Source organism: Candidatus Methanoperedens sp., from assembly GCA_012026795.1.
In the GTDB taxonomy this organism is placed as follows: Archaea; Halobacteriota; Methanosarcinia; order Methanosarcinales; family Methanoperedenaceae; genus Methanoperedens.
The window spans coordinates 107,729-132,536 of sequence record VEPM01000009.1 but is presented as its reverse complement, the minus strand read 5'-3'; the positions used below and the strand labels follow the sequence as shown (position 1 = coordinate 132,536).

Genomic DNA, 24,808 nt, shown 5'->3' with positions numbered 1-24,808 from the left:
AATATAAATGTTGCGGTTTATGTTTGCATCTATATATAGTGCTGATAGCATCGCTCTATATTTTTAACAGACTTGGTGCAGGAAGTATATGTATTTACAGTATTTGTGAAGGTAAATGGTAAACAAGTGTATAGTAAAACGAAAAAGTTAAATATTGAAACTGCATAGTTTCAGCCATGAACTTTAGGGATGTATGTGGAAGAATGGCGTTGCAGTTGGACGCAAGAGACGCTACGCTTAAACAATGGAAAGGGATAGGCGTAATAAATGCTTGAATTATACCATCACCAAAAAGCAATGCAGGAGCCGATGCGTGAGCGCAAGAATGCGCTTCTTCTCGCGCCATGTGGTAGCGGAAAAACACTCGCAGTAGTTTATAGCTGGTTGAAAGAGCGCCCGACTAAGCATTTGATTTATGTTCTACCGACTAAAACGCTTCTTAAAAGCATAAAACAGGACATTATCGAGCTTATCGAAGGAAAAGATGGGAAACCTGACGCTGTAAAAGAATTAGGTTACAGAATTGTTGATCTGGAACAGACTGAATTCAGCAATCCTAAACTGATAAGTATCGCCACCGATTATGGGGAAGAAAGGGAATCAAAACTTTATGCACATGATATTATTATTACGACAATGGATAGTTACATTGCGCGACTTTATCGCAGTTCCCTGACTCCTAAGAAATTCAGGGATTTGCCTATCGCCCGCATTTTTAATTCAACCACTATTTTTGATGAAGCGCAGATGTATGATAACTATACCCATACCCTGGCGCGCTATACTTTTAAATTACTGAGGGAAGGAAAGGCACATCATATCGTTATGACTGCTACACTTAGCGATAAAATGATAGATTTTTTAGAATTAAAAGACGAAAAAGGTTACAAGAAAATTCCAGTTCCTGATGATAAATGGATGAATTTTACTGGTAAAAAACAAATCGCAAAGATTGTTGAATTCAATGACTTTACATCAAAAGTCGAAGAAATAATTAATGAAAATAAAATCTCAAAAGCTTTGATAGTTTGCAATACGGTTGGTAAAGCTCAGGACTTATTTAATAAATTAAGTGGCAATGTAAGAAATGTTCTATTGCTGCATAGCAGATTCAAATATGAAGACAGAGAAAAGAAAGAAAATCAAATAAGGGAGCATTTTACGAAAGACAATGCGTTTATCGTAGCTACTCAGGTTGTAGAGGCTGGAATTGATATCAGCGCGCCATGCTTGATTACTGAAATTGCTACTGGTGATTCGCTTGTTCAGAGAATTGGCAGATGCGCTCGAAGGAAAAATGAAGAGGGAAGTATATTCCTGCTGTACTCAAAAGAAGAAAAACAATTGCCGTATAAAAAGTCTAAAATAGAGCCAGCTATTCAGATGTTAAAGGGATTGTCGGGTAATCAAGATTATGATTTTACTCTGGAAAAACAACTTGTTGGGAGTGTGATTCCTCCAGCACTTGAAGGCAATGCCGAATCAAAGGCGAGAGGAATAATATTGAGTGCTTTTGTATCGCTTTCAGCTTTCGGAGATGCATGGATAAATGTTCCAACAAGGGATGCAACACCTGTTTATATTTATTTTGGTAAAAATATCAATAAAGATGATAATAATAAAGTGATGGAAAATTGTGTAAGAGTAGATTTGCGGTTCTTATATAGTATTTCAAAAGATCTTTCTGAATTTAAATTTTATGACCGAGAATATGATAAAGAAGACCAAAAAATCACCTTCAGAGAAAAAAATAATCCTAATGCCTGGTCAATAGCAGTTTCAAAGAGTGTTGGATATGACTCGATTTTAGGAGTGACAAGAAATGAATAATGATATTTATAAATTGTTACCCACCGAAGATTGTTACTCAAAAACTCATGGGAGTGATTTTTTTGAAACCTACAATAGCCATATAAACCTGTGCCTCGCATTTCTTAACCCGGTTTTAAAAGCGTTAAATTATCATAATTCAATAGATGACGTAAAAAGGATGGTTCAACTTCACGACATTGGAAAGCTGGGCCCTGAATTTCAAGAAGCTATAAAAATGAATAAACCACAATACATTCGTCATGAAGAGTTGGCATTTATTAAATGGTTGGATAATTATTCAAATCTAAAGGATTTAAAATTACCTTATATTTTAGCAATTCTTGCACATCACAAAACACTTATAGATGATGAATCTGCAATATTAATCGAACAATTCATATCAAATCATCCTAATTGGAAAAAATTGTCCAAAGAGTGGCTGAGCATTATTAAAAGACAGAGACCCGAAAGAATAGACCATGAATTTCTTTCAGCTCTGCCGCTCATTGATATTCTAAGAACTGTTGACATTCTGGCAAGTTTTACAAGTGAAACTGTTTATCTGCAATATATGAAAAAACCAGAGATTAAAAAATCACTGTATGAAGCAGCCTTTTCTGATATCAGTAAAGAACTTTCTTGCATCAATATTAGAACAGATGAAATAAAGTATGAAACAATATCCGATGATGGGAAAACTGTGAAAATCGATTTGAATTCTCCTGTTAATTCGATTATTGAATACGTGCGAAGGGAGAAGTCATGAAACTTATATTTCCAAATTTGCAAAACGAAGAGGGAAAAACAATTTGCCAGTTATTTGCAGTGGATTTTTTAAAATTCCTTCAAAGCAAAAATATGAAACTTAAAATGGTAGATTTAAACAATATGGTCGCAGAACTGGAAGGTACAATAGATTTAGATAAAAATTTTGATGATTACTTAAATGAAGTTTTTGATGAAGGACTGGTTTCTTACAATTATACAAGTAAATTGATAAGGCGTGGTAAGGGCGACATAGCCAAGAAAGTCACTAATCCTGATAAGGTTAGTGACTTTACAAAGAAAATTTTTGAGCATTCTGGCAATGAATTTGAATTTAAAGATAAAAGTGAAAGCCTGTTTGCAGGACACATAGAGGGGCTTCATTCTATTAGAAATAACATAAAAGCGCATAGATGCGTACAGAGCAGCGATGAAAAAGGAAGCGTTTGCAATGTGTGTGGGTTAGTAGAAGGCAAGAAATCAGATATCACAGAAAGAATAAGTCTTGTGGCAGATAAATGCTGGAAACCTCTTGGAACGTATGAACAGCTTAAGGGATGTAAGAGATGTACATATGTTATGGGGCTAATCAGCAACATGCGCTTTTTATGGAGAGTTAATATTAGCGGGAAAAATGGAAAAGCGCGCTATTCCGTCATCCCAAAATTTAGAATAGATACAAATGAACCAAATATAATTGACAAAATCATTGAAAACTCGGCATATTTTGGATTATTTAGAACCAGAATGTATGGAACAACTTCCATTGATTTTCTCTTAAATTCACTAAAAGCGCAGCCAATCATAGCTAAAATAGTGGACGATGAGGAAGTAAGCCTCATGGTATTCAGTCAATCTGCCACTGGGCAAGGCGGATTTATCACCGAGAACGTCATTAGTTCAAAAAAAATCCAGAAAATTGCCAAGTTTGCGGTGTTTTTGAATAAATACTTCCCAAAATTGCCGTATGCTGACGGCGGTGCACAGCAAACACTTCCGCGGATCATTAGCGATACAGCCTATATTTGTACCACAAAAGGTAAAAGTGCTGCAATGTTGCATTTTTTCACTGAAATAAGTACAGATTTTGATGTTCTATTAAAAGTATTAGGAGGAGACAAAGATATGAAAGTAGAATATTTCAGAAATAATGAAGTAATACAAAATATGAATGAATACGAATGGGATAACCCATTAGTAAGAGTAAGTACCTTTTTTGTTGCTGAAAGAGCCAATGAAGAAAATAAGAAGAAAATAAGAGGAGATCGTGCTAGAGATGTTCAACAAGTAATTAACTCGCCTATGGCACTTTTTAACTCAATACCAGAAAAAGAAAAAAATAAAACGATAAGGAAATTTATAGAAGAAATTACAGAAAATGGAAGAAGCCCGTTATTAGGAAGAATTGACAGACCGGAAGATTTTCGAACAGAATTTTCAAAAGCGTTGAATGTATGTAAACCGGATCAACTAAAAGAAATTGTTAGATCGATGCGAATGTTTGCAAATACATACCAGTATAAAAAAGCAGAGGAAAAAGATGCAATTCTTAAGGAGACACTTGAAAAATTGGGCTATTCATTTAAACCACGGGAGGAAAAAGCATGAGCTTGATTAAACAAAAAAATAATAAAGAGTTTGAAACTAAGCGAATAGGGGTCACCTATCTCATAAAATTAGAAAACGAATCGCCGCTTAATGAAAATATGGTTGAAGAGACCGGTAATATTCATAAAAGGATAACCTTATACGATGGAATCGAAAAAGCAAAGCGCAGCGGCAATAGCGTAAAATCGCAGCATCGAAAAGCATTGATGGACCATATTGGAAAAGATGAAGCCCAATGCGATTCGACTGAGAATCCATGCGGTGAATGTCTTGGATGTGCCCTTCATGGATTTGTAATGTTAACAAAGAACACAATGCACAGTTCCCTTGTCAGTTTCAGCGATATGGTCAGCATCGAAAAATCGGATGACTGCATCACAGGTTTGAGAGAGACGATGTTAAAATCGCCAAGTATGAACGTAAGTCCGCAGCCTTTCAGTTACGAAAGAGTGAAAGCGGGAACACATTTAGTCGGAACTGCGTATCTGACGCTTACAGGCAGAAAAACCGATATGGAATTTGTCTTTGAAGATGAAGCACAAATAATCGATGCTTTCTGGTATGGTCTGCGCTCTGTATTAACAAACCAGACATACCAGCAGACTGTCATGACCGCACGCCATGATGCAAGATTCACGCCAGAACTGCTCGTCGTTTCAGAAGCAAAAAATTTACCCGTTGATATAATGGTCAGTCCAAATCTAACAATCTGTGAGCCAGAAAAGACAAAGGATGATCTAAAAGCAAAAGCCAATGCGCTCAAATCTCTGTTAAAACAGGGTGATGTAAACACTATTGATATAAAAGAGGGCGCAGAAGTACTGCAATATTTGAGTACAAAAGGCCATATCAAATCAAAAACAATAAAATCCATCAGCAAAGTCAAACCCAAAAAATCTGATAAGTCAGAAAAGCCTGTATCGAGCGGGGATTCTGAGAATGAAAGCAATTAAAATGATTCTTGACCCTGCCATCGGATGGCATATTCGCAACCCTGCGACATACAGGATAGAACGAACCTATCCTGTGATCCCACCAACCGTTTTATTCGGAATCGTTCAAAATCTGTTAAATACAAGTTCGCATAAAACAACTTTTAAACAATTTATAGCTTTAGGAGGTTTTCCATCAAGCGATGTTGGGCTGAGTCTTGAAATGCAAAGAATTGTGAAAATAAAAGGCAAAGATGATATTGTAGGAGACAGGCACGAAATAGAGGTTGCTCATACAAATTTGATAAATTCCTATCTGCTTGTACCTGGTGAGCTTGCTGCTGAATATATTTCAAGTTTGAGGCAACGGGTAGGGGATGTTGTTCTGTTGACTACAAACCAATTTTCGGTAACTATCAGAAAAATATCAGAACATGAAGTTATAAAAACAAAAAGTAAAAAGCTGCTTTTCGGACTGGCACGTGAAGGTATGGGATTCCCATATGTGCTCCCGTTGCGATACAAATTTGGCAAAACGATAGATCACAGGACGCAACAATACTGGAGAGTTTTACTCCCTTTTGTACCTGTTGTGTCAGATAAATCGATCAGAAAAGCAGATATTGAATTATTTGAAGAAATTGATGTGCTTTCTATTGATGGTGCAAACTTTGATGCTGAATTGGTAAAGCTTTGTGAAAATAAATGGGATAAGAGTATTGCACCTCTGGTTGGTACGATTTAGATATGCTCCCCCTCGCCAAACTCACCGCCCGCCTCTCCTTCCCCACTTCGGTCACCTTCCCCTACTGGATGGGCAACACCTTTCGGGGCGGCTTCGGCATACACCTGCGCCGCGCCTGCTGCCCTGATTTAAAGAGGGACTGCTATTCCTGCGATGCCAGGGAGGACTGCATCTTTTATTATACGCATATGAAGAAAGACTCTAAGGTGGGTTACGGCGCTCCTCCCAAACCAATTGTTTTTATTCCTCCTTTTTTCGGGAAAAGTTTCACCGTTGAAGAGAACGGTTTCCTCGATGTGGGTATTCTTCTGTTTGGCAGGTTTACCCGTTTCCTTCCCCATGTGGCACTTGGGCTCTCCATGCTCGGGCAGAGCGGCATCGGTTCTGAGAGACACTATGACATTAATAAGTTCAGGCTGGATGAAATGAGATGCAGCTTCTCCGGAGATGTTGTTTATGATGGCAATACGATAAATATCGGTGCGATGAGAACAGTTGATCTGGCTGATTATGCCAGTGATGGCGTTTCTGCTACTGACAGCCTTTCCATCGGCTTTGAGGCACCCATTATGGTTAAGACCGGAAAATTCCCGCCTGGATTGGATAAGCTACTTGGTATGATTCGCCAGCGACTGATTCTTTACGTTAATGAATATGGTGAAGGCGCAAAGATTCCTGATTTTGAATGCAGCGCATCCATAAAATCTTCAAGTGTCCATTTTCATAACATTAAGAGCAGATCGCAAAGGGAAGGTAAAAGGGACTTCTTTACATATACAGGAACTGCTGAATACTCCATTCAGAAAATAGATGAGAATGCAATTCAATTACTCCGCATTGGTTTACTCATAGGTGCTGGCCCTAAACCATCATTTGGGCTTGGATTTATAAAAAAGATTGATTAAAAGGAATCATGCTAATAGATAAAATTCTATTCATCATATAAAATACAATATCACAGGCAGCATTATGACCCCCATTGCGTTTATTTTCCTTATCTTTGCATACGATGCTATCATTCCAACAGGCGTGGAGATCAAAAATATGATAAACCCGAACCAGCCTGTGAACACAAATACCATAATTGCCAGTCCCGCCAACACAGTTGCACACAATTTAGAATAATTGATCCTTGAAAGGAAGCCCGAAATCCTGCCGCCAAGATAGATCGTTGTAAAATATGAAATTACAGAAACAAAGATTATGACGATCAACAGGAGGATAATGATCGAATAATCCCATTCGCTGACATCCACGAGCTGGTCGATCGCGACCATTGCACCACTTCTTGCTTTTCCAATAATGAACAGGGCAATAAGGCTGAAAATCGCATTTGCTGTATTGGCGCTGCTTATTGAAACCATGAATTCTTTTGATGACATGCTATCCCTTTCCTCGCGGACAAAGAGCCTCGCAAGAAGTGTCCCTACCGCTGATGATACACCAGGAAGCCATGCCACAAAAGAGCCTGCTGCTGTCCCTGACACCATCCCCCTGATAATTCTTTTTCCGGGAAGCACGAACATGCAGTTCTTCTGCTGAGGCGGCAATTCGGATTTTGTCATGAGGCTAATAACGAGCATGGAAGCACCGAATAATCCCGAAAGAAGGGGTAAAAGAATTGAGGGCTCGCCAAATTTAACAAGGGGCTGCATCAATACTGCGTTGTCAAATGCAAATATGCCAAGGAACCCGGAAATAAAGAAAAGAAGAATTGCATAAAACTTGAATTTAAGATGCACAAGCGACCCCTGGCCTTCCACGTATTCCCCATTCTCTGTGGCTATCATCAGTACTACAATCAAAATAAGGATCCACCCGATGTAAGCGTTGATCATTCCATATATTTCCAGAAAGAAAAAAGCCATTGGGATTGCCATTATCAAAGATACGATGACCGCCCCGGCGCTGCCTATGGCAGAAAGGCGTATTGCCTCAGCGCCTCTTCCCTCCATGAGGAGCGCATGACCGGGGAGCACGGCAAGGGCAGTATCTGCTTCAGGAGCGCCAAGAAAAATTGAGGGAATTATGTCCAGAAAGGTATGAGCTATCGAATTTGAAAGGATTATTACGGCAATGTAGAATGGAGCAAACCCGATCCCTGAAAGAAAAGGCGATATCGCAACAAGTATTAAGGCGAAATTATTTACATGTATCCCCGGGGTAAGGCCTGTTATGATACCAAGCAGGAAGCCGAACATTATTGATATGATCAGGATTGTCAGGGAGATGTCCATGGATTTCTCCTGAAAGCATCTCTTAAACAAAAGGGTTATGTTTTCAAGTGTGATTTTAGCTTTGTGAAAATCGCAGTAACTAAACTTGAAGAAAAATCCGAAGGTGTCCATGAACTATTCAGGAGCTATGGCCATGAAGCAGTAATAGTATCAACGATGCGTGCTGCTGCCCCCTCCGACCCTGAACCGCTTTTAAGGTTGTGCGATATGATATCGAAAGAGAAGATAGATATTCTTATTCTCACAAGCTCACTTGGCGCTGAGAAACTCCTCGATAATGTAAAGCCCGGGAAAAAAATAAGAATCGTAAGCGTGGGGCCTAAAACTGCAAAGAAAGTGGAAGAGTACGGATTGAAGAGTGAGATCATTGAAAAGTTCTCCTCGGAGAATTTCGCTGGTTACCTGGGCGAAATAAAAGGCAAAACCATAGGCATCGCGCGTGCAGAAGTTCCGAATCCTGAATTGATAGGATCACTGGAGTCAAAAGGCGCAGTGGCTATTGAAGCCCCAGCATATCGGTTAGAGCCTGCCGGGAACAGTATTCTTGAAGTATTAAATGATGTTGATGCGGTGATATTTACAAGCGCGAAATCTTTTGAGCTTTCAGGATTCAAACCCGGAAATGGGAAAAAAATCAAATCAATTGCGATTGGGCCAAAAACTGCTGATGCTATGAGGAAATATGGTGTACACCCGGATTTTGTGGGGAATGGGACTTTAGAAAATTGTCTATCTTCATTATTTTATATTTATGATAGATAAAACAAGGGCGCTTTTGATCGCAGGGACCGCCAGTGGCGTGGGAAAAACCACGGTCGCAACAGGTCTTATGGCTGCCCTTGGCAAAAATCACATAGTACAGCCTTTCAAGGTCGGTCCTGATTTTATCGACCCGGGGCATCATACGCAGATTTGCGGCCGACAATCGAGGAATCTTGACAGCTTCATGATGGGAGAAAGAGGTGTGCTGGAAACATTCGCGCGCGCATCCAGGGGTGCTGAATATTGCATAATTGAAGGTGTCATGGGCTTATTTGACGGCCTCGATTCAACCGAGATCGCAAGTTCTGCCCATATTGCAAAGATCCTGGATGTGCCGGTTCTACTTGTTATTAATGCGCACGGAGTATCGCGAAGCATTGCTGCTATTATAAAAGGTTTCTCTGAATTTGACCGCAGTGTCAACATCCAGGGAATAATACTCAATAATACAGGAAGCGACAGGCATGTTAATCTCATCAGGGATTCGCTGCACAGCGCAGGGATCAAAATACCTGTTATCGGCGCGCTTCCAGGAAACAAAGAATTATCAATCCCATCCCGGCATCTCGGCCTTCATATGGCCGGTGAAAATGATCCGAAAACATCGGAACTTGCCAATTTTATTGAACAGCATATCGATCTGGATTCAGTGAAAACAATTGCAGGGAACTTTAGAGCACATGATATTGATTTTAAGGAATCAGATGCAAAATTCAATGTGAAAATAGGCATTGCAAATGACAACGCCTTCTGCTTCTATTACCAGGATACATTTGATGCACTTAAAAGATCGGGAGCAGAGCTTATCTTTTTCAGTCCAATGAACGATACGCTGCCGGAAGTCGATGGACTCTACCTTGGAGGAGGGTATCCTGAATTATTTGCGAAGGAACTTGAAGCCTCAGGCACACGCCACGAGATAAAAAAAGCAGCAGAAGACGGGATGCCCGTATATGGTGAATGTGGCGCGCTTTTATATTTATGTAAAAGCCTCGAAACCGATAAGACTTATAAAATGGCAGGAGTCTTTGGCGCAAATTCAAGGATGACAGGGAAGCTCCAGGCGTTGGGTTATACCGAAGCTGAATCTGTTATTGATTCTCCGGTGGCGAAAAAAGGCAAAATAATAAGGGGGCATGAGTTCCATTATTCCGTAACGGAATGCGACCGAGATGCGCGTTTTGTGTATAAATTGAGGCGCGGGAAGGGGATTATTGAAGGGCGGGATGGTTTGATGGAGCATAATACAATGGCAAGTTACATGCATACGCATCCGGCTTCGAATTCATTTGATGAGTTCCTGCGACAATGCAGTAAATATGCGTGAGATTTATATATTGTGAGACATATTCGACTCCCAGAACAAATGGTGATTTTATAATTTACAACCGGATGATCAGCAGGCGCAGATTCATGAGCATGTGCGGGAAGGCAGCGCTCCTTGCCGCAGGCACAGGGCTTTCAGGGTGTCTTGGGGCAAAAAATGTCGAATCAAAGAATTCAACGGCAGCTACGTCCAAACTGGGCGGGACTTTCATAGACGGCGCATCAGGAGCCGATGCCGAAACTCTCAACTGGATCCTTGCCGCAGATGCTACCTCCCTTGGATATATCGGGCTTGCACTTGATGGTTTGATAACTTATGACAACAAGTTCAATATTGTTAATCGCTGGCTAAAAAATGAAATTCAGGCATCTGAAGATGGATTATCCTATACTGTCACAATCCGCGATGACCTTTTCTGGAGCGATGGCAAGCCTGTTACAACAGATGATTTTGTTTACACCATGAAAAACCTGATGTTTTCCGACTGGATGGCATATACCTATGCGGGAGACTGGATGGAAGAGGTTGACGGTAAGAGCGTCTACGTAGAACCCGTGACAGAGAACGAAACCACTCTCACAATCCACAGGAAGACCGTTGATCCTGAGTTCCTGTACACTGTAACCGACCTGCTTGTATACCCGAAACACATTGTCTCAAAATATGAAGGTGATGTTAAGGCGTTCACCCAGGCTCCTGAACTAAATAACCTGTCTTATACAGGAAATCTTGGCCCTTACCGGTACAAGGAATGGATACGAAATGACAAGATCGTGATGGAACGAAATCCTGATTATTACCTGGGAAAACAACATGGTGAGCCGTATTTTGAAGAATATGTAGTCAAGATATTCGGGACATCGGCTGCACGTCATGCAGCAATGGAAGCAGGCGATATTACATCTACTGGTATCGATCCCGAACAGGTCATGAAGTTCAAAGCCATTCCTTCAATCCAGGTTTTTACAGTACCGACATCCGGGTATCGGATATTGCAGTATAATATGAGAGATAACGGATGGCCGGGTTTGCGGGAAAAGAAAGTCAGACAGGCGCTTTCAATGGCGATCAGTAAAGAAAAAATAATCCAGCAGATCTTGCTTGGCTTTGGTGAGCCAGCATTCAGTTTCATACCAAAGGTCTCTCCATGGTATGATGAAGCAGGGCTTTCTATGTTCGGGGTTGGCACACTGTATGACAAGAACGGGGCGAAACAATTGATGAAGGAAGCTGGCTATGGAATTGAGAAAAATGGTGAAATCCAGGTCATTGATAAGAAAGGGGGAAAAATAAAGTTAAATTTTGTCACAATAACAGGAAGCGCAGTCCATGAGTCAATGGCATACCTGATAAAACAGGAATTAGGCGATATCGGGATTGATGTAGAAATAAAGTTCGTTCCATGGGAAACAATTCTTCGTAAATATTACATGAATAAAGTTCCTGGCAGCGACCAGCCTGAAAGGAACAACAACGGTCTGCGTGCAGTGAGTGAGGAACCATGGGATCTCATTTATGCCGGGCAGGTCACTGACCCATTGCAGCCCTCAGGAACTGAGATATTCTTTGTCACGGACGGAGGCCTGAATACCTATGGATACTCAAATCCGCAGGTTGATGCCCTGTTCAAGAAAGTACGCTCAAAAGAAGCGCTTGATAAAGATGCAAGAAAAAAGATATACGCTGAGCTATCAAAGATCATTTCAGATGACCAGCCCCTTGATTTCCTGGCATATCCGGCGGCAAATATGGCTTTTTCTGCAAAGGTCAAAGGGATCGAGCCGGGGATAAGTATGAGCTATAATTACCAGGAATGGTATTTTGGATGATCTCGCTTTCTTCTAAATATCCCTATCTAATTCCAACTTCCTTAATACAAAATCCCTGACCGCAGACGCTATTTTGAAACATTCTTTTGCCTCTTGCACGGAAGGCATGTAAAATTCATCAGGATATCTGACTGCCACAGCATAAAATGAAAGATTCCCGACATCTATTTTCCCAAAATCAAGGTCTTGTTTTTTGCAGAGTTCCAATAAAAATTCCAGGTTATGTGTTTTTCCAGTATCGATATTTTTCAGGACAAGATAAGCTTTCAAGAATTTCTCGACTGATTGCTGACAGTGAAAACATATAGCGTCGGTAACCATCTCGCTTTCCGGGTGGACTAACTCATGTTTTGAGATATTGATGTCATTTATAGCTTTCATGGTCCATTTCTTGACATAATCATCATTCATAATGCAATCCCCTCCTTCAATGCACTCTTTATGATACTTCCTGTTTTCTCTCTCAAAAATTGGACTTCAGCGTCTGATTTTATAATTACATCTACATCAAAACCTGCTTTTGCGAGATATTCCCTTATTTTTTTAGATAAATTCATTTTTTCTTTGATTTCAATTGTTCTATCAGTTATCAAAAGAATGTCATAATCGCTAAATTTGGTATAATCCTCTCTTGCTCTTGAACCAAAAAGAATAATACGGGCTGAGGTTCCTGCATTTTGCAATATTTCAAAAATTTTTGCTTTTATTAGAATCTTAGAATTTTCTGTTTCTTCCATTTTGCACCCGCGTCTCAAGTCATAATACCTTTTTTATATTTGTTAGTATTTATACCCCTTCAATGTTTTTCTTTTTTATCTCAGCTTATTTTGAATGATATGTCTATAACCTATTATTTTTTTCACTTCATGGGAGGTTTTCCTGCATCCTTCAATTTTTGATTCAATGCAGCCTTCTTTTTTTGCAATATATCCGGTTGCACAAAATAGAAATCAAAAAGTCCTTCTAAGACATCAAGTAGCCATTCAGCTTCTCCCTGTTCAACATCAACGATTGCCCCCGTATTGGTACTTTTAATAGGATGTGCAGCAAAGTTACCGATGTTTCTAACAGCATCAATCGCTTCAGATAAATGAGATGGAAGTACCTTCAATCCGAGAACTTCATCAATCTGTTTGCTTAAATCTGAAGATTTTACCTTTTGAACATTTCTCAGAAGATTCTGCAAGCAACGACGACTTAAAGCCGCACTTGCTTTTGCACTATCTGATAAAACCAAGCACGCTTCTTTATATTCCTGAGCATATATATCAGGCACCACCGGGCTCAGAGGTGCCCTAGATATTCCTTTGGGATAAACAAGAAATTCTTTTATGAAATTCAAATTTCCAATTTTGTCTGTCGAATATTGCTCTAACCATATAATACACTTTTTGCAATGAGGACACGTAGCAATCGATGTCTTCCAATAGAATTCATTATCCGCTCCAATGTCACGGTTCTCTGATGTTAGATGAACTTCAACAAGGCAATGTGGGCATTTCATTCATTTATTTCTCCATAGAATTTTATAAATCCTTAACTTTCACTATACACGATGTGCATATATATACTCACTTTGATTTATTATTCATTTTTTACGGTTTAAATAAGTATAAGAGAAATCAGCAACTATAAATCAATTTGTAATTACAGAGGTTTAAAATGCCTACACTAACAGCATATATCGAAAAAGATCCGGAAACTGGCCTGTATGTGGCCATAGTTCCGGGAATTCCTGGCGCCCATACTCAGGCAGAGACTCTTGATGAGCTTCAAGACAACCTTAAAGAGGTACTGGAATTATGTCTGGAAGAAATGGAGCCTGAGAACAAGCAACATTTACCTCAATTTATCGGAATTCAGCAAGTTGAGGTAGGTATTTGAGCAGGCTTCGAATAATCGATGCCAGAAAAATGGAGAAGTTGTTGTTCAATCTTGGCTTTGAGCGCGTTCGTCAAGATGAATATGAGGAATATTTGAGAAAGTTATAAACTCCCATTATATTTTACTATTTATGAAATCCTACATCGCAAAAAGGCTCCTCCACACATTCCTTATCGCATGGGGTGTCATGACCGCAGCCTTTTTCCTGATGAGGATCGGCCCGCATTCCCCGGCTGATAAATATCTGGCAACCCTTGGGGCAGGCCATAATGTGAGCCAGGTCGCGGCTGCAATCGAATCCCGTTATGGTGTTGACCGGCCGCTGTATGAGCAGTATTTCACTTACATCAGTTCCCTTCTCAATGGGGACTGGGGCTGGTCATTCAGTACTTCAATGCCTGTCAGCGACCTTATCCGTACCCACTGGGTATATTCATTCCAGCTAATTCTCCTGAGTTCGATTTTTGCGATATTGCTCGGCATAATTATTGGAATTTTTTCAGCCGCAAAAAAGAATACAACAGCAGACCACATTACAACATTTTTTTCATTTGCAGGGATCTCTATTCCTAACTTCTGGCTCGGTATGATGCTTATCCTTATTTTTTCTGTGAAACTTGGCTGGTTCAAAACATATTATGATACCGGTCTTCCCATGTTCTCACTTTCCAATCTATATGCACTTATATTACCTGTTATAACTCTTGCTACTGGTATGGTAGCAGGATACAGCAGGTATGTCAGGAGCGCAATGCTTGAAAACATGAACAAGGATTTTGTAAGAACAGCAAGAGCAAAAGGACTCCCTGAAAGTATAGTCATAAGAAGGCATGTATTTCGAAATGCGCTTCTCCCGATCGTTACTATAATCATGCTTGATATGAGCGGTATCTTTTTCGGGGGCGCATATATTACCGAGGTGATCTTCGGGATACCTGGTCTTGGATGGATGTCCCTTAAGGCTGTTTTTTCCGATGATTATTCTGTTGTACTGGCCGTTACATTGATCGGGGCATTTGTGACATTATTATTCAACCTGATAGCAGATATCGCATATACATATTTAGACCCGAGGATAAGGTATGAATAAAACATGAAGTTCACAATATATTACTGGGAACGAATAAAAGGGCATATACTTGCCATGTCTGGCCTGGCATTTATTATAATTCTCATTTTAATAGCCTCCATCGGTCCATTTTTCACTGTAAGCCCGACTGTTGTGAATTTTGATGAAAAGAACCTTCCTCCAATCGGTTTTTCCATAGAACAATCAAAATACAGCAAGGAAGCAGGAGGCTTGATCCCAACTCATGTCCAGGGAACATGGAAACATCCTCTTGGCACGGATGGCATGGGACGTGATTTGCTATCACAGCTCATTTCAGGGGCGAGGATTTCCTTGCTTGTAGGCTTGTTCGCTACCGGTCTTGCGATAATAATAGGTGCGATTATAGGTGTTTCTTCAGCCTATTTCGGAGGGATCGTAGATAATATCCTGATGAGATTTACAGACATTATGATGACTTTTCCTTTCCTCCTTCTCCTGATACTTATCGTTTATATGTTTGGCTCCAGCCTGGCATTAATAATACTTTCCATAGGTCTCACAGGCTGGACTGGAACGGCACGGCTGGTAAGGAGCGAGACACTGTCCCTTCGGACAAGGGAATTTGTGATTGCATCAAAAGCTCTTGGGGCAAGCAATCTACGGATAATTTTCTATCACCTTCTTCCCAATACGATCAGCTCAATAATCGTGCTGGCAACTCTCACAATCCCCGGGGCGATACTTGCTGAAGCTGTTTTGAGTTTTATAGGTCTCGGAGACCCGCAGGTTGCAAGCTGGGGAAATATTTTAAATGCAGGACAGAATGATATCCAGACCGCATGGTGGATCGCAGTTGAGCCTAGGATTATGTTATTCCTTACTATTATTTCATTTAATTTCCTGGGAGAAGGTCTTCGCGATGCCTTTGATCCAAAAAATGGATGATGGGGGATAAAATGGAGCCAATCCTCTCAGTTTCGAATCTTAAGACCTATTTTTTTACAAAAAAAGGAACTATAAAGGCAGTTGATGACATTTCCTTTGACTTGCGGAAAGGAGAACTCCTGTGCATTGTTGGTGAATCCGGTTCAGGAAAAACCGTAACCGCATTATCCATCATGCGACTTATAGAAAGTCCCGGGAAAATAATTGGCGGGAGAATTATCCTGGATGGCAGGGATCTTCCTGGGCTTTCCCCTGAACAAATGCAGGGAGTTCGTGGGAGTAAAATTGCTATGATATTCCAGGACCCGCATTCATCGCTTAATCCTGTTTTTACAATAGGATACCAGGTAGATGAGGCAATAACCGCGCATAAAAGACTCAATCAAAATGAAATTACATCAAAAACCATCGAACTTCTGGAACTTGTAGGAATTCCAATGGCTAAAGAGCGATATCATGATTATCCCCACCAGTTCTCAGGCGGGATGAAACAGAGAGTTGTTATTGCAATGGCGCTTGCATGCCATCCTGAGGTGTTGATAGCAGATGAACCGACAACTGCTCTTGACCTGACAGTACAGGCACAGATCCTTGACCTTTTTTTAGAGCTTCGCAATAAATTTTTCATGTCAATAATTTACATAACACATGACCTTGCGGTGGTATCCGAAATAGCGGACAATATAGTTGTCATGTATGCAGGAAGAATTATGGAAAAAGGAAGCAGGGAAGATATATTGGATTATCCGTTGCATCCTTATACGAAAGGATTAATTGGGTGCCTGCCTTCCCATCATGGGGAAATCGTTCCAATCCCGGGAACGATACCGAATTTAATAAATCTCCCTGAAGGATGCGTTTTTCATCCACGATGCATTAATGCAATGGAAATTTGCAGGAAAAAGAGACCCCTGTTAAAACAGATCAACGAAGCACATTATGTCAGCTGCTTCCTGTATGAGGGATATTCATGAATAACCTGATTGAAATTGAGAATATAAGGAAATATTATCCTGTAAAACGTGGTTTTTTTTCAAGGAAAAGAGGTGATGTTAAAGCAGTTGATGGTGTTTCACTTTCAATTGGAAGAGGCGAGACACTTGGCCTTGCAGGTGAATCCGGATGCGGTAAATCCACATTAGGACGAATCATTTTAAGACTTGAAGAGCCTGATTCAGGAAAGATATTGTTCAGGGGCAGGGATATCGCCAATTTCAAAACAGATCAGTTAAAAGAGTTCAGGAAAGAATGCCAGATAATATTCCAGGACCCAAAATCCAGTCTTGATCCGAGAATGACAGTTGGGAATTCGATCGAGGAAGCACTGGTAATTCATAATATTGGCAGCAGGGAAACGCGCGAAAATATTGTTGAAGAGTTGCTTATAAAGGTTGGTCTTGAACCTGGTTTTATCGCACGATATCCGCATGAACTGAGCGGGGGCCAGCAGCAAAGAATAGGCATTGCAAGAGCCCTTGCAGTTAATCCCGGACTGATAGTTGCAGATGAACCTGTAAGCGCTCTTGATGTTTCAGTACATGCCCAGATCCTGAACCTTCTGATGGAGTTAAAAAAAGAGCTTAAAATTTCGTATTTATTCATCGCCCATAACCTGTATGTCATCCGCTATATCTCTGACAGGGTGGCAATTATGTATCTTGGAAAGATCGTGGAGCTTGCCAGTAAAGATGAGTTATTTGAGAATCCGCTACATCCATATACTGTAGCGTTATTATCTTCAATCCCGGGTAGTAAGAACCGGAAAACCTTAAGAGGGGAGGTCCCTTCACCAATAAACCCGCCGAATGGATGCAGATTTCATACACGCTGTGAAAAAAAGCTGGATATATGCAATATAATTGAGCCTGGAATGAAAGAGATCGGGAAAGGACATTTTGTTATATGCCATTTATATGATACATCTATATGAGAAAGTTTCATTACACAAACATTTAATTACAATGAAATAATTCACAGTCAAAATTTTGGAAAACATTATAAAATTTTAAAAGAGTGAAAAAATGACAGACCTTCGAACACGAGTTGAGGCAGATAGGGGACTATTGAAAAAGATCGAGCTTTTCATACCCGGTTTTAAAGGATACCGCCGGCGTGAGGATTTGCGGGCCGCAGATAGCCTGCTAAGACAACAGCTTGCCAGGCGTATGGGTGAGATAAATAGAAAGTTTGAGAATTGCAGGGAAGAGCTGACAAGAGCCCTGGAACTTGAGCTCGTCTCGGATATAGGTGATGTATTGAAATTATCAAGACAGATAGAAAATAAGATACGGCATACAGAGCAGGGATATTCAGGAGTATCAGCAGATATCCGGATAGAAGAAGAAGAACTCAATAAAATGTATGAATGGGACCTTTCTCTTCTTCAAAATATAGATTTTATCGGGAAAACAGCGGACGAACTCAATAGTTCCATAATAAGCTCTGATGGTACATCAGGGCAGAAAATGAAAGAAATAATAAAAGCATTGAAGGATTTTAATTTGATATTCGATAAGAGGATTTCTATAATTACAGGGCTGGAGGTAAGTTAGATGTTATTTGATAAAAAAACCCCAACAACATCGGGTTCAGGTGGAAGTATCCTTGGCTCTACCACTTTAATGTGGGATGATGCGGCAAAAGGCGAAAATGTAATATTCAGGATACCAAGGAACCTTATCTGGAATGATAATGTAGTTGTCAGGGAAGATGAGTATGCGGTTTTCCTCAGGGATGGGAAAATACTTACAGTACTTGACCGCCCGGGCAGGTTCGGGCTCTCAACACTTAATATTCCCGTACTTACAGAACTCCAGAGAATAGTAACTGGTACCCAGCCTGTAGCTGAAGCATATTACGTCCAGCGCAGGGAACTGAGAAGTAAATTCGGAAGTGCCGAACCAATGGTATTCAGGGACCAGGATTTCGGGATTGTCAGGCTTAGGATTTTCGGGCAGTTCGCTTATAAAGTTGTTAACCCCATACAGTTCATTACCCAGTTTGTGGGCACAAAAGGATTTAGCGACAGCGACCAGGTAGTGGGCTGGCTAAAGGGCGAGATAATCATGCAGCTCAATGATACCCTCGGTGAGCTCAAGTCTAAAAAACAATTATCAGTCTTAGATATACCTGCATATCTTGAAGAAATCTCACAGATGCTACTTTCAAAGGTTGAGACAAACGTGGCTGAGTACGGGCTAAAGGTCATGCGTATCGCAGAACTTAACATCAACCTCCCAGAAGAAGTCCAGAAAGCCATTGATACGCGCTCTGGCATAGGCGCACTTGGTTTAACAGACCAGAGACAGAAGGAAGCATTTCTTGCTTTCCAGGCTGGAAGTGCCATGCGGGATGCTGCAAAACAGGAAGGCGGGGCAGCAGGCGCCGGGGCAGGGGCTGGTGTCGGGCTGGGGGCCGGCATGGGAATGGGAATGATGATGGCTTCCCAGCTGGGGCAAACTATGCAGCCGCAACAACAGCAAGCGCGCCCAAATGGAATAAAATGCCCCTCATGCGGCGCTGACTTACCTTCAGGTTCTAAATTCTGCACTAATTGCGGAAACAAGATCGGAGGAGGCATATCATGCCCGAAATGTAAAGCAGATATTCCGGCCGGTTCAAAATTCTGTCCTGGCTGCGGATATAAAATTATCTCAAATTGTCCGAAATGCAACGCCGAGCTTGCACCAGGGGCTAAGTTCTGCCCATCATGCGGCACAAAGATAGAATAGGAAGAGCAGGAGGAAGGCAGTAATGGAAATAAAATGTCCTCAATGCGGCGCAGATGTCAAAGCCATAGAAGGCCAGACATTTTTAACGTGTGAATATTGTTCATCTGCCATTTACATTGATAAAAGCAAAATTGTATTCCATTATATGCTAAAATCCACTATTGACGAGGTTGCAGCCGCCGCATCGCTTCGGCGCTGGATGGCGGGAAGTTCCACTGTGAAAGGTCTGGATAAGGAAGCAGCGATATCAGGAAAAGAATATGTATATTTTCCGATATGGTATTTCAAGATAAAACAGGGGGAAAAAGAGGTAATAAAGATACAACCGGCATTACCTGCCCCATTGCCTGGAATAAGAACAATGGTTATTCCTGCAGGAGATTTTAGGTTCTATGGACAGGAAGATGCAGGTAACCCGGTCATAAAAGATCCTACTGTGTTATACTTATCAGCAGTGGAATGGCTGAAAAAAGAAGCTGTAGATGTGTCCAATATCACCCAGAGCGCTCTTGTCCATATACCTCTATATATTTTTCATTATAATTACAAAAAAAATGCATACACAGCCATAGTGGATGGCTCATCAGGCAAGATCATGGCTTCGGAATACCCATCCAAACAGGAGATGCCTTATTTTCTGGTTGGAGGCGGAGCCGCAATAATATTTTTCCTTGAAGGTATGTCAATGGATTTTCCACAGGTGCTGGGAGCATACATAATAACTGCAATAATTGTTGTTATTGCAGCAGTATTCGTTGCTGAGAGGGTATGAAAATGGAATCAGGCAAGCATGAAATAATAAAGGGGCTAATGTGTCCTGGCTGCGGGGGAACAGTTGAGCTCAGGGAAGGAAATAATGTCCTTAAATGTACGTATTGTGAGATACCTCTTCTTGTAATGGGCGATGAGGGCGTGATACAATATTATGTAAAAAGCAAGGTCAGTGAAACTGATACAAAAGCCGCCGCAAAAAACTGGTTCGGTAAATTCGACAAGGACAGGAAACTGAGAACAGGAGCCGAGTTTACTGAGATATTCCTTGTCCACCTGCCATTCTGGAGATCCATCGGCCAGGTATGCGGCTGGATTTTCGGGAATAAGATACATCATGAGACACACCGGGACAACAAAGGCAATATGCACACTACTACAAGAAAAGAGCCGGTTGAACGCATGATCATGAAAGAATATATCTGGAATAAAGCGGCCTGCGATGTTTCCGAATTTGGCGTTGAAGAAATAGACAATTCAGGGATTTCCGGGAACCTTGAACCCTTTGATATCTCAACAGTTGAAAAACAGGGAATGGTGTTTGAGCCAATGCATTCAAGAACAGATGCCGTTTTAGAGTCAGAAAACTGGATGTTAAACCAGGCAAAAAGAAGTGTGGATATAGATGAAGTTACTTTCCAGAAACTTCACTCCACAGGAAAAAAATTATCCATTATTTATTATCCTCTCTGGATTGTCAGGTATAAATTCAAAGACAGGAATTACCAGCTTGTAATTGATGGGCTTCACAACAAGCTTCTGTATGGGCGTGCACCCGGAAGCACCATTTACAGGGTTAGCATGTTCGTCGCAAGCCTGATGATAGGGAACCTCATACTTACGACATCGCTCCGGCTATTTTCTGAGGAATCAAATGAATTAATAATTGCGGGTGCAATAGCAGGTATTGCATTGATAATCTTTGGTTTCAGTAAATTCAGGTATGGTGGCGAGGTGATCGAAGGAAAGACAACAGGATTTAAGGCAAAGGGCCTTCAGGAGACCTTCAATTCATTAAAAGAAATTGGTTTTGACAATACACCGGGATGAGATAATGACTGACCATTCAGGATTAAGATTAGTACCTTTAAAATGCAAAAAATGCGGGTCGCTTCTAAATGCAGATACCAGGGACGTGGTATATTATTGCGGCAATTGCGATTCAGGTTTTGAACTTATCAGTGAAAAAGACGAACTTGTTCCTGTGAATATTGATTTTGCGGTTCCGAATAAAAATATGGATACCGGGAAAATATATTTGCCTTTCTGGGTTTTTGAAGCAGATATCAAAATCAGTTCAAGGGATGCAGCAGGAAGCATCACCGGTTTTATCATGAATATTTTTGGCAAAGAAGATAAACATGTTGGAAAATTCTATGTCCCTGCATTTGAGACATCATTGGAAAATATCCGCAAACTTGGGCTTGAATTCACAAAGAGCCAGCCTGAGTTCGCTGTTATAAAAAAGGGCAAGCTGAACGGATGTTCCTGTTCAAGTAAAGATGCTGAAAAGATCGCTGATTTCATTTTCCTGAGCATTGAAGCAGGGAAATCCGATATGTTAAAAAATATTACATATTCTCTTGGACTTTCATCTCCGAAAGTAATCGCAGTGCCTTTTTACAAATTAAGTGGTTCTGGCATGGTAGATGGCATAATTGGTATAAGTATATAAATTAGTTATATAAATGATTGGACAATCGTATTTTTTATAAAAAATAATGTCCCATTACGGGCAATTCTGTGAATCCAATGGATAAAACTATATACTCATCGATTGAAACTATTAATTATGACAATAAGTGAAACCGTGTGCCGTGGGAGCATTTTAGACAAAAATCCTGCCATCACAATACCTGAGAACCAGAAGTACGATCTTATATGTACAGGCTGCAAAACCGCTTATTTTAACGATCGCCTCAAATGTGATTGTGACAATGGCCTCCTGCGCACAAATTACAGGAACAAAAAACTTGAATTAAAAGATGCTCCCGGAATAGGAAAATTCCATGACTGGCTGCCTGTTAATGAACTCATCACCACTGATTCGGGCCCGGTAACATACAGGAGCACGGAACTTGCACAATATCTTGGCCTGAAGAATCTTTTCATCGGTTTCAACGGCTACTGGCCTGAAAGGGGAGCAAACATAAAAACATGCAGCTTCAAGGAGCTGGAAGCTTTTCCAACGCTATCAAAATTCAAGAACTCAGGTAAATCCCTTGTCCTTGCTTCTGCCGGGAATACGGCGCGGGCTTTTGCCCACGTGTCTGCAATGACTGGAGTAAATGTTTATATCGTGGTGCCCGGAAGCGGAATATCAAGAATGTGGCTGCCGGAAGAGCCCACTGATTCAATTCATTTTATACAAATGGGTAATAACTGCGACTATACGGATTCCATCCATCTTGCAGAAAGACTTTCCGCCGCTCCGGGTATGCAGGCTGAAGGCGGTGCAAGGAACGTGGCACGAAGAGATGGTATGGGAACAGTGATGCTTGATGCATCGGTTTTTATGAAACGGATTCCGGATCATTATTTCCAGGCAATAGGAAGCGGAACAGGAGGAATAGCCGCATGGGAAGCAGCACTCAGACTGCTTGAAGACGGAAGATTTGGTACGGCTCTCCCCGAACTTCATCTTTCCCAGAACCTTCCATTTGTACCGATGTACAATGCATGGAAAGCAGGGCGGCGCGATATCATAAAAGATATTGATATGCCTGAGCCAAAAAAACTCATTCATGAGATGTATGCAGATATCCTTTCCAACAGGGAACCACCATATTCAGCATCTGGAGGCGTATATGATGCGTTGTGTGCAACGAATGGCAGCATGTATGCGATCTCCAACAACGACGCAAAGAACGGTGTAACGTTATTTGAAGATCTTGAAGGCATTGATATCTTCCCGCCTGCAGGAGTTGCTGTTGCCTCATTGATCGAAGCGATAGATGCCGGAAAAGTGAAAAAGGATGATTATATCGTATTAAATATCACTGGCGGCGGAGTAAAACGTGTTGAGCAGGATCATCATCTTTATAAGATTGAACCATCTGCACATGCTGAGAATGCGAATGTTCCCCTGGAAGAGATAATTTAATATTGGATCAACATAATTGCACCGATATAAAAACACAGATAAATATAAATGAATGCAGATACCCCGGAACAGAAAGTTGTCGATATTCTTAAACAAAACAGGGTAGATATTGCAGCCACACTCCCATGTGACAGGATAAAGGCGCTTCTTCCACTTGTTGCCCGGAACATAAAGACGCTTCCTCTCACGCGGGAAGAGAATGGTGTGGGGATATGCGCAGGCGTTTATCTTGGCGGGGGGCGGCCTGTCATGGTCATCCAGAGCACTGGCATCGGCAACATGATAAATGCACTTCTTTCACTTAATCTTACATACAGCATCCCTCTTCCGATAATCGCAAGCTGGCGAGGTGTTTATAAAGAATCGATAGAAGCGCAGTGGCAGCTTGGGAGAAGGTTGCCTGATATCCTGGCAGCCTCAGGGATGAAGTTTACGATCATAGAATCGCTAAAAGAAATCGGGAGATTGGATGAAGCGATCAAAGAATCCTTTGATAACTTTCATCCGCATGTTATTCTGGTGTCTCCTGCTGTCTGGGAGGGTTCAACAAGTGATGTTCCTGAACCCATGGATATATGCGGCAGGAATATTGACCTGGTATTCAGTGTAACCATTCAAAAACCGGTTTTAACAAGATACGAAGCGATAAGGACCATTGCAGGAACGATCGGTGAAAATAATGACGATAATATTATCATCGCCAACCTGGGCATCCCGTCAAAGGAATTATTTGAGATAAAGGACAGGGAACTCAATTTTTACATGCTTGGTTCAATGGGGCTTGTTTCATCAATAGGTCTTGGGCTTGCGATCATTCAAAAGAAGCATGTATATGTGATTGACGGGGACGGCAGCCTGCTTATGAATCCAAATGCGCTGATCAGCATCGGCGAATATTCACCGCACAATCTCACGGTTATTGCTATTGACAATGCATCATACGGCTCAACCGGCAACCAGGAGACATGTACACAAAGCCTGATCGATCTTGAACTGCTGGCAAAAGCAAGCGGGGTAAATGATACAGTAAAAGCACATTCCCAGGATGATCTAAGCGAAGCCCTGAGGCGCAAAGCACAATTCATTCATGTAATCGTAAAACCAGTGAATGCCAGATGTAAAGAGATTCCCTTTTCTGCTAATGAAATAAAGAAAAGGTTCATGAGCGCCCTGGGGGCATAATTGCGTTCTTCGAATTTAAAAACTACAAAGTATTGCCTATTGCGATAATCTTATTATCTATTATGAATATGTAGCGTTACTCCCCCTGCCAAGGTGGCGGAACGGCTACGCAATCGCCTGCAGA

The 24,808-nt window shown here is 41.1% G+C and carries 25 protein-coding genes; 21 read left to right on the top strand and 4 right to left on the bottom strand.

The window, feature by feature from the left end:
• The first annotated feature begins 267 nt into the window (after positions 1-267).
• Genes cas3 through FIB07_05000 form a run of 6 tightly spaced genes read left to right on the top strand, consistent with a single transcriptional unit; the run spans position 268 to position 6,767 of the window.
• Entirely contained in the window at positions 268-1,830 is a 1,563-nt protein-coding gene (gene cas3 / locus FIB07_05025; GenBank protein NJD52212.1) for a CRISPR-associated helicase Cas3', read from the top strand.
• On the top strand, positions 1,823-2,578 hold the full coding sequence (locus tag FIB07_05020) for a CRISPR-associated endonuclease Cas3'' (GenBank protein NJD52211.1): 756 nt from the start codon (positions 1,823-1,825) through the stop codon (positions 2,576-2,578). The genes cas3 and FIB07_05020 overlap by 8 nt, the downstream gene beginning before the upstream one ends.
• Entirely contained in the window at positions 2,575-4,185 is a 1,611-nt protein-coding gene (locus FIB07_05015) for a hypothetical protein (GenBank protein ID NJD52210.1), read from the top strand. Before FIB07_05020 ends, FIB07_05015 begins: the two co-directional genes overlap by 4 nt.
• Complete coding sequence (locus FIB07_05010) at positions 4,182-5,138, top strand: hypothetical protein (GenBank protein ID NJD52209.1); 957 nt, start codon at positions 4,182-4,184, stop codon at positions 5,136-5,138. Before FIB07_05015 ends, FIB07_05010 begins: the two co-directional genes overlap by 4 nt.
• The gene (locus FIB07_05005; protein NJD52208.1) at positions 5,125-5,862 is read left to right on the top strand and encodes a hypothetical protein; all 738 of its coding nucleotides are present in this window, start codon (positions 5,125-5,127) and stop codon (positions 5,860-5,862) included. The genes FIB07_05010 and FIB07_05005 overlap by 14 nt, the downstream gene beginning before the upstream one ends.
• 2 nt (positions 5,863-5,864) lie before the next feature.
• Positions 5,865-6,767 carry a hypothetical protein gene (locus tag FIB07_05000; GenBank protein ID NJD52207.1) on the top strand — a complete coding sequence of 301 codons (903 nt, stop codon included), beginning with the start codon at positions 5,865-5,867 and terminating at the stop codon, positions 6,765-6,767.
• A gap of 33 nt (positions 6,768-6,800) precedes the next feature.
• On the opposite strand, the gene FIB07_04995 is transcribed toward FIB07_05000, so the two are convergent.
• The gene (locus FIB07_04995) at positions 6,801-8,099 is read right to left on the bottom strand and encodes a hypothetical protein (GenBank protein NJD52206.1); all 1,299 of its coding nucleotides are present in this window, start codon (positions 8,097-8,099) and stop codon (positions 6,801-6,803) included.
• A 9-nt stretch (positions 8,100-8,108) separates the two neighbouring features.
• Between FIB07_04995 and FIB07_04990 the strand changes: the two genes are divergently transcribed.
• The 3 genes from FIB07_04990 to FIB07_04980 are packed head-to-tail and all read left to right on the top strand — an operon-like array spanning position 8,109 to position 12,017.
• Complete coding sequence (locus FIB07_04990) at positions 8,109-8,861, top strand: uroporphyrinogen-III synthase (protein NJD52205.1); 753 nt, start codon at positions 8,109-8,111, stop codon at positions 8,859-8,861.
• Positions 8,851-10,188: a hydrogenobyrinic acid a,c-diamide synthase (glutamine-hydrolyzing) gene (gene cobB / locus FIB07_04985; GenBank protein ID NJD52204.1), complete on the top strand. Its 1,338-nt coding sequence runs from the start codon at positions 8,851-8,853 to the stop codon at positions 10,186-10,188. The genes FIB07_04990 and cobB overlap by 11 nt, the downstream gene beginning before the upstream one ends.
• Positions 10,185-12,017: an ABC transporter substrate-binding protein gene (locus tag FIB07_04980; GenBank protein NJD52203.1), complete on the top strand. Its 1,833-nt coding sequence runs from the start codon at positions 10,185-10,187 to the stop codon at positions 12,015-12,017. The genes cobB and FIB07_04980 overlap by 4 nt, the downstream gene beginning before the upstream one ends.
• 12 nt (positions 12,018-12,029) lie before the next feature.
• On the opposite strand, the gene FIB07_04975 is transcribed toward FIB07_04980, so the two are convergent.
• The 3 genes from FIB07_04975 to FIB07_04965 form a co-directional block, all read right to left on the bottom strand.
• A complete protein-coding gene (locus FIB07_04975) occupies positions 12,030-12,428 on the bottom strand; it encodes a HEPN domain-containing protein (protein ID NJD52202.1) in 399 nt (132 codons plus the stop codon).
• Positions 12,425-12,754, bottom strand: coding sequence for a nucleotidyltransferase domain-containing protein (locus tag FIB07_04970; GenBank protein ID NJD52201.1), 330 nt, complete (start codon positions 12,752-12,754; stop codon positions 12,425-12,427). Before FIB07_04970 ends, FIB07_04975 begins: the two co-directional genes overlap by 4 nt.
• A 122-nt stretch (positions 12,755-12,876) precedes the next feature.
• Positions 12,877-13,521: a DUF4145 domain-containing protein gene (locus FIB07_04965; GenBank protein ID NJD52200.1), complete on the bottom strand. Its 645-nt coding sequence runs from the start codon at positions 13,519-13,521 to the stop codon at positions 12,877-12,879.
• Between the two features lie 158 nt (positions 13,522-13,679).
• Here FIB07_04965 and FIB07_04960 point away from each other — a divergent pair, with 158 nt between their 5' ends.
• From FIB07_04960 to comE, 12 genes are all read left to right on the top strand, one after another.
• Positions 13,680-13,901, top strand: a complete 222-nt coding sequence (locus FIB07_04960) for a type II toxin-antitoxin system HicB family antitoxin (GenBank protein ID NJD52199.1) — start codon at positions 13,680-13,682, stop codon at positions 13,899-13,901.
• A 130-nt stretch (positions 13,902-14,031) separates the two neighbouring features.
• Positions 14,032-14,991, top strand: a complete 960-nt coding sequence (locus tag FIB07_04955; protein NJD52198.1) for an ABC transporter permease — start codon at positions 14,032-14,034, stop codon at positions 14,989-14,991.
• A gap of 3 nt (positions 14,992-14,994) precedes the next feature.
• The gene (locus FIB07_04950) at positions 14,995-15,897 is read left to right on the top strand and encodes an ABC transporter permease (protein NJD52197.1); all 903 of its coding nucleotides are present in this window, start codon (positions 14,995-14,997) and stop codon (positions 15,895-15,897) included.
• A gap of 11 nt (positions 15,898-15,908) precedes the next feature.
• On the top strand, positions 15,909-16,871 hold the full coding sequence (locus tag FIB07_04945; protein NJD52196.1) for an ABC transporter ATP-binding protein: 963 nt from the start codon (positions 15,909-15,911) through the stop codon (positions 16,869-16,871).
• Complete coding sequence (locus tag FIB07_04940; protein ID NJD52195.1) at positions 16,868-17,827, top strand: ATP-binding cassette domain-containing protein; 960 nt, start codon at positions 16,868-16,870, stop codon at positions 17,825-17,827. Before FIB07_04945 ends, FIB07_04940 begins: the two co-directional genes overlap by 4 nt.
• Positions 17,828-17,918: 91 nt before the next feature.
• Positions 17,919-18,449, top strand: a complete 531-nt coding sequence (locus FIB07_04935; GenBank protein NJD52194.1) for a hypothetical protein — start codon at positions 17,919-17,921, stop codon at positions 18,447-18,449.
• On the top strand, positions 18,450-19,628 hold the full coding sequence (locus FIB07_04930; GenBank protein NJD52193.1) for an SPFH domain-containing protein: 1,179 nt from the start codon (positions 18,450-18,452) through the stop codon (positions 19,626-19,628).
• Positions 19,629-19,650: 22 nt separating this feature from the next.
• Entirely contained in the window at positions 19,651-20,400 is a 750-nt protein-coding gene (locus FIB07_04925) for a hypothetical protein (protein NJD52192.1), read from the top strand.
• Positions 20,397-21,449 carry a hypothetical protein gene (locus tag FIB07_04920; protein ID NJD52191.1) on the top strand — a complete coding sequence of 351 codons (1,053 nt, stop codon included), beginning with the start codon at positions 20,397-20,399 and terminating at the stop codon, positions 21,447-21,449. Before FIB07_04925 ends, FIB07_04920 begins: the two co-directional genes overlap by 4 nt.
• Before the next feature lie 4 nt (positions 21,450-21,453).
• A complete protein-coding gene (locus FIB07_04915; GenBank protein NJD52190.1) occupies positions 21,454-22,074 on the top strand; it encodes a hypothetical protein in 621 nt (206 codons plus the stop codon).
• A gap of 117 nt (positions 22,075-22,191) precedes the next feature.
• Positions 22,192-23,502, top strand: a complete 1,311-nt coding sequence (locus tag FIB07_04910; protein NJD52189.1) for a cysteate synthase — start codon at positions 22,192-22,194, stop codon at positions 23,500-23,502.
• Positions 23,503-23,550: 48 nt separating this feature from the next.
• Positions 23,551-24,684, top strand: coding sequence for a sulfopyruvate decarboxylase subunit beta (comE, locus tag FIB07_04905; GenBank protein NJD52188.1), 1,134 nt, complete (start codon positions 23,551-23,553; stop codon positions 24,682-24,684).
• Positions 24,685-24,808 lie beyond the last annotated feature (124 nt).

Excerpts from the sequence above, each read along its gene's own strand:
- FIB07_04935 (NJD52194.1), top strand. The coding sequence starts at position 17,919 with ATGACAGACCTTCGAACACGAGTTGAGGCAGATAGGGGACTATTGAAA.
- cobB (NJD52204.1), top strand. The coding sequence starts at position 8,851 with ATGATAGATAAAACAAGGGCGCTTTTGATCGCAGGGACCGCCAGTGGC.
- FIB07_04970 (NJD52201.1), bottom strand. The coding sequence starts at position 12,754 with ATGGAAGAAACAGAAAATTCTAAGATTCTAATAAAAGCAAAAATTTTT.
- FIB07_04955 (NJD52198.1), top strand. The coding sequence starts at position 14,032 with ATGAAATCCTACATCGCAAAAAGGCTCCTCCACACATTCCTTATCGCA.
- FIB07_05020 (NJD52211.1), top strand. The coding sequence starts at position 1,823 with ATGAATAATGATATTTATAAATTGTTACCCACCGAAGATTGTTACTCA.
- FIB07_04925 (NJD52192.1), top strand. The coding sequence starts at position 19,651 with ATGGAAATAAAATGTCCTCAATGCGGCGCAGATGTCAAAGCCATAGAA.
- FIB07_04910 (NJD52189.1), top strand. The coding sequence starts at position 22,192 with ATGACAATAAGTGAAACCGTGTGCCGTGGGAGCATTTTAGACAAAAAT.
- cas3 (NJD52212.1), top strand. The coding sequence starts at position 268 with ATGCTTGAATTATACCATCACCAAAAAGCAATGCAGGAGCCGATGCGT.
- FIB07_04965 (NJD52200.1), bottom strand. The coding sequence starts at position 13,521 with ATGAAATGCCCACATTGCCTTGTTGAAGTTCATCTAACATCAGAGAAC.
- FIB07_04915 (NJD52190.1), top strand. The coding sequence starts at position 21,454 with ATGACTGACCATTCAGGATTAAGATTAGTACCTTTAAAATGCAAAAAA.
- FIB07_05010 (NJD52209.1), top strand. The coding sequence starts at position 4,182 with ATGAGCTTGATTAAACAAAAAAATAATAAAGAGTTTGAAACTAAGCGA.
- FIB07_04960 (NJD52199.1), top strand. The coding sequence starts at position 13,680 with ATGCCTACACTAACAGCATATATCGAAAAAGATCCGGAAACTGGCCTG.
- FIB07_04950 (NJD52197.1), top strand. The coding sequence starts at position 14,995 with ATGAAGTTCACAATATATTACTGGGAACGAATAAAAGGGCATATACTT.
- comE (NJD52188.1), top strand. The coding sequence starts at position 23,551 with ATGAATGCAGATACCCCGGAACAGAAAGTTGTCGATATTCTTAAACAA.
- FIB07_04920 (NJD52191.1), top strand. The coding sequence starts at position 20,397 with ATGAAAATGGAATCAGGCAAGCATGAAATAATAAAGGGGCTAATGTGT.
- FIB07_04930 (NJD52193.1), top strand. The coding sequence starts at position 18,450 with ATGTTATTTGATAAAAAAACCCCAACAACATCGGGTTCAGGTGGAAGT.
- FIB07_05015 (NJD52210.1), top strand. The coding sequence starts at position 2,575 with ATGAAACTTATATTTCCAAATTTGCAAAACGAAGAGGGAAAAACAATT.
- FIB07_04995 (NJD52206.1), bottom strand. The coding sequence starts at position 8,099 with ATGGACATCTCCCTGACAATCCTGATCATATCAATAATGTTCGGCTTC.
- FIB07_05005 (NJD52208.1), top strand. The coding sequence starts at position 5,125 with ATGAAAGCAATTAAAATGATTCTTGACCCTGCCATCGGATGGCATATT.
- FIB07_04940 (NJD52195.1), top strand. The coding sequence starts at position 16,868 with ATGAATAACCTGATTGAAATTGAGAATATAAGGAAATATTATCCTGTA.
- FIB07_04975 (NJD52202.1), bottom strand. The coding sequence starts at position 12,428 with ATGAATGATGATTATGTCAAGAAATGGACCATGAAAGCTATAAATGAC.
- FIB07_05000 (NJD52207.1), top strand. The coding sequence starts at position 5,865 with ATGCTCCCCCTCGCCAAACTCACCGCCCGCCTCTCCTTCCCCACTTCG.
- FIB07_04945 (NJD52196.1), top strand. The coding sequence starts at position 15,909 with ATGGAGCCAATCCTCTCAGTTTCGAATCTTAAGACCTATTTTTTTACA.